This is a genomic window from Microcystis sp. LE19-10.1B (assembly GCF_027530565.1).
Classification (GTDB): Bacteria; Cyanobacteriota; Cyanobacteriia; order Cyanobacteriales; family Microcystaceae; genus Microcystis; species Microcystis aeruginosa.
In genome coordinates this window covers 1-4,190 of record NZ_JAPZQM010000566.1, presented here as the reverse complement: position 1 = coordinate 4,190, position 4,190 = coordinate 1, and the positions used below count along the sequence as shown (strand labels likewise).

Genomic DNA, 4,190 nt, shown 5'->3' with positions numbered 1-4,190 from the left:
ATCCTTATCTGGCAAGAGATTTAATTGATTAGTTCGCTCTAGATCGCAAACAATTGACAAAAATCGCGGTAATGTCTGTCTCTATAAGGGTTTCATTCCTTATAACCCCCATCCATTGCATAACACAAACCGAAGAGCCGTTTTAAGTTAATTAGTTAGTTAGTTATCTTCATCTTTATCCCTGATTACTGTTTACTATTTACCGCTCACTGAAAAGAACCAAACCCCCAATCCCTCACTGATAACTGATAACGGAATTTCATGAATAACCCCTCCTCGAATTCCCATCTATTCGGACGCTTTGTCAGCGGGTTATTCAGCTGGAAAATTTGGTTATTTGTCCAGATATTTCAAGGCAGTAACAGCTTTTATCGATTCCTGTATCATTATTTATATCGTCGTCCTAAAATCGATCGCATTCTCAGTAGCGATGTCATCTATATTCCCGATAAAAAACTTTATAGCATTCCCCTCGATGTGCTGAAAATGGAGCGGCAAATGGTTAATAGTGAGCGCCAGCAGTTGACTTCTATTACTACTTGGAAAGTTAAAACGATTCATCCCACCATCACCGAAACCGAGATACAACTCCACGATATTACCGTCGATTTACAACAGGTACACCTGATTAAATCAGACCTTAATAACTACGATTATACTAATACTCGCCGCTTGGCTCCTCTGGTGAAAACCTTACTTTTTGAAATTAACCCCAAAATTGCCAGTTTAGTAGAAAAGAAAAATCAATTAAATAGACTGCGAAATCTGGCCGCATCTTCCGAAATTTTTCATTCACAAACCCCATTGTACGATCGAGCAATTAATCAAGTCCAGCTAATTATTGATCAAGCGGAAGCTTTGAGACAAGAATGTTTAAAATTTATCCGAGAAACCCTGATCGAACGGGAATTAGTGCAATCCGAGATCGATAGCAATCTCGTTGATTGTAACCTCGATTTTGCCAGTCAATATCAACTAATTCAAGAAAAATATCAACTCTGGAAAGAAGAAGTACAAGCTTATTTTGAATTAAAAGATTCTTCCCTACCTAAAAATTAACTATGACCATCAGTATTCAGTATTCAGGAGTTAGGAGTCAGGAGCCAGTATTCAGGAGTCAGGAGATTATTTTTATTTATTCTCCCTTTTGCATGAGTGCATGAGTGCATGAGTGCCTCTCCTGATATGTAGCCTATACTCAACGGATTTAGTATTATGTCTAGTTTAACGGCAATTCGTGAACATATTTTTGCTTGGGGAAAACGCACCTATATCATGGGTGTTTTAAACGTTACTCCCGATAGTTTTAGTGATGGGGGAGAATTTGACAATGTTGAAAATGCCCTGCTACAAGCGATGAAAATGATCGAGGCTGGGGCTGATATAATCGATATCGGTGGTCAATCCAGCCGTCCGGGAGCGCAAGAAATTAGCCTAGAAGCAGAATTATTGCGAGTTATCCCCGTAATCACCGCTATTCGACAACAAAGTTCTATTCCTATCTCTCTAGATACCACTAGGGCGATTGTAGCAGCCCAAGGTATCGCCGCTGGGGCCGATTTGATCAATGATATTTCTGGGGGAACCTTCGATCGCCTATTATTGCCGACGGTGGCTAAATTGGCCGTTCCCATCATCCTCATGCACCTGCGGGGCAATCCGCAAACCATGCAATCTCTAACACATTATGACGATTTAGTCAAGGAAATTAAAGAATTTTTACAGAATCGCGTTAAGGAAGCTTTACAGTGGGGTATTGCTAGGGAAAATATTATCATCGATCCAGGGATTGGTTTCGCCAAAACTGGACGACAAAATCTTGAGTTATTGCGAGAATTAGGGCAATTTCGGGATTTAGGTTTACCTATTTTAATTGGATTGTCGAGAAAACGCTTTATCGGCGAGATTACAGGCAAAGATGACCCAAAAGAACGAGTTTTCGGAACGGCGGCGGCCTGTGCTTTAGCGATCGCTAAGGGGGCCGATATCCTGCGCGTCCATGATGTGGATGCGATCGTAGATGTGAGGAAAGTGGTGGACGCAATCGAGCGAAGTTGAAAATTTTTGCTAGTCTTAGAATCATCCACAGTTCGATCGAAATTAGCGATGAATAGCCAACTAACCAGCGATCATTGTATGTTACCCGTGATTCGATCTCCCCGGGATTATCAAGTTTTTCGCATTAGCGCTGGGGATACGAATCGTTTAGCGATCGTCTTCGATTCTACCGTAGCGGGGGATTCCTTGACCGTCTGTGTGGAAATTTTCGATCCCCACGGTCGCACCCCTACCCATCGTCATCATTTTGCCGTAGAAATGTTTTTTATCCTCAAAGGGGAGGGAATGGCTATCTGTGATGGTAAACCGATTCCCCTGGGGCCGGGGGATAGTTTATTAGTCCGTCCCACGGGTATTCACGAGATTAGAAATGTGGGGGACGGAAGACTTTATGCACTATGTTTTATGGTTCCCAATGAGGATTTTTCGGAATTAATTCGCAATGGTATCCCAGAGGAGTTAGACGCAGAAGATTTAGAGGTGTTGATGGGAACTATTAAAGGATAATCAAGCAATATCATCCCTTAAATTTTGGGCTTTTTTTTCAGGAAAAGAGCGATAAAAAAGGTAAAGGTTCCTCCCAGAAGTCCGAAGATTAGCCAATTTAATCTTGGATAGCCTTTATTGATAGCGATGACTGTAGCAATGCCACCGATGAGACAATGCCAGAAAAAAAGCAACAAGAATAAATCCAAACTGGGAGAAATATCAGCAATTAGTTTCATATTTTATCAGTAGAGCAATAGAGTTAATTGTTTAGATAGCAAATCTCTAGAATTTTTCCAATGACCGAGTCCCTGACCCGATTTTATGTTTATTTACATCTATAAGTATTTCTCTTATTTTTTTGTCCAAGGCCATTTTGTTCCCATCTCGGTTAAAGCTGAAAAAAATAGATAGAGAATAAGAAGGGCAACACAAAAGAGAAAAGTCAATAAGTCGTTATTCATCGAGTTATCCCTGATAGCTTAAAGGTCACTGATTCGCTACTATCCATTTGCCCACTACTTAGCAATTGCTGCTTTTCTAGACTTTTTAAACAGGATTGATTATTGTTGCTGTTGTGCCAAATAGTTAAGCACTGTGTCCAGAGTTAATTCTAAGCGTTCTGAGATTTGTTGTGGGGTTAAACCGAGGTCTTGCAGTAGAGGAATTGTTTTCAATTTTTGCAAGTTTATTCCCTGTTCAATTCCCTGTTCAATTCCCTGTTCAATTCCCTGTTCAATTCCCTGTTCAATTCCCTGTTCAATTCCATCTCCAAAAGCTTCTTGATAGAAACGAGTTTGTTTTAGGTCTTGTAGTTCCAACATAGCTTCAATTTCCTCTCGACTTTTTTGGGGTAATTTATAAATGATTATCGTTTCGATTAAATCAATGACATTTTTCTGCACTAAGCGATCGCTCAGTTCTCTTTGAGCCTGTTTAATTAAAATCTTAGCAGAATTAACAGCTTGACTCTCACTTTCCGTGACCAATTTGATCATGGCGATCGCTAAGGAAGGAGTCTCGTCATTTGCCAATTCATCCAGATAGATTCTTTTAATCCTTGACAAGGATAACAAGTCTGCAAATTGCTGGGGATGTTCTCGCTCAATTTCTCGGCTAGGATAAATAACAACTATCTGCCACGGTGACAAAGGTTTATACTGTCTAAGATATAAGAAAAGTTCCGAAAATAATCGATAATATAGGTCTTCATCCTTTTGAAACTGCACTTCTACCAGATAAAAGGGCGAATTTTCTAGATTATCGAGCGGCAAAAATAAACCATCCAATCGAAAAGCTAGTTGTTTAACTTCTTGGGAAGTAAATCGATAATTGCTCACGATAGCATCGGGTCGCTCAATTAATTCAAAGAACGAATCGGGAAAATCGAGAAACATTCGATAAAATATGCTGTCAGTTTTCATGTCATCGCTGATAGCTTAAAGGTCACTGATTCGCTACTATCCATTTGCCCACTACTTAGCAATTGCTGCTTTTCTAGACTTTTTAAACAGGATTGATTATTGTTGCTGTTGTGCCAAATAGTTAAGCACTGTTTCCAGAGTCAAGTCTAAGCGTTCCGAGATTTGTTGCGGGGTTAAACCGAGGTCTTGCAGTAGAGGAATTGTTTTCAATTTTTGCAAGTT

5 protein-coding genes are annotated in these 4,190 nt (G+C 40.0%); 3 read left to right on the top strand and 2 right to left on the bottom strand.

What is annotated here, in order from left to right:
- Positions 1–261: 261 nt before the first annotated feature.
- The 3 genes from O9332_RS20580 (at position 262) to O9332_RS20570 (ending at position 2,565) form a co-directional block, all read left to right on the top strand.
- Entirely contained in the window at positions 262–1,059 is a 798-nt protein-coding gene (locus O9332_RS20580; protein ID WP_288027180.1) for a hypothetical protein, read from the top strand.
- A 156-nt stretch (positions 1,060–1,215) separates the two neighbouring features.
- Positions 1,216–2,058 carry a dihydropteroate synthase gene (gene folP / locus O9332_RS20575; RefSeq protein WP_002758049.1) on the top strand — a complete coding sequence of 281 codons (843 nt, stop codon included), beginning with the start codon at positions 1,216–1,218 and terminating at the stop codon, positions 2,056–2,058.
- Positions 2,059–2,106: 48 nt separating this feature from the next.
- Positions 2,107–2,565, top strand: coding sequence for a cupin domain-containing protein (locus tag O9332_RS20570; protein ID WP_002758047.1), 459 nt, complete (start codon positions 2,107–2,109; stop codon positions 2,563–2,565).
- A gap of 17 nt (positions 2,566–2,582) precedes the next feature.
- On the opposite strand, the gene O9332_RS20565 is transcribed toward O9332_RS20570, so the two are convergent.
- Both O9332_RS20565 and O9332_RS20560 read right to left on the bottom strand, forming a co-directional pair.
- Complete coding sequence (locus tag O9332_RS20565; protein ID WP_039899996.1) at positions 2,583–2,783, bottom strand: hypothetical protein; 201 nt, start codon at positions 2,781–2,783, stop codon at positions 2,583–2,585.
- 324 nt (positions 2,784–3,107) lie between these two features.
- Positions 3,108–3,968, bottom strand: coding sequence for an Rpn family recombination-promoting nuclease/putative transposase (locus O9332_RS20560; RefSeq protein ID WP_288027177.1), 861 nt, complete (start codon positions 3,966–3,968; stop codon positions 3,108–3,110).
- Positions 3,969–4,190: the final 222 nt, after the last annotated feature.

What these genes read in the sequence shown, in the direction of transcription:
- O9332_RS20580 (WP_288027180.1), top strand. Translation starts at nt 262, where the DNA reads ATGAATAACCCCTCCTCGAATTCCCATCTATTCGGACGCTTTGTCAGC.
- folP (WP_002758049.1), top strand. Translation starts at nt 1,216, where the DNA reads ATGTCTAGTTTAACGGCAATTCGTGAACATATTTTTGCTTGGGGAAAA.
- O9332_RS20570 (WP_002758047.1), top strand. Translation starts at nt 2,107, where the DNA reads ATGAATAGCCAACTAACCAGCGATCATTGTATGTTACCCGTGATTCGA.
- O9332_RS20565 (WP_039899996.1), bottom strand. Translation starts at nt 2,783, where the DNA reads ATGAAACTAATTGCTGATATTTCTCCCAGTTTGGATTTATTCTTGTTG.
- O9332_RS20560 (WP_288027177.1), bottom strand. Translation starts at nt 3,968, where the DNA reads ATGAAAACTGACAGCATATTTTATCGAATGTTTCTCGATTTTCCCGAT.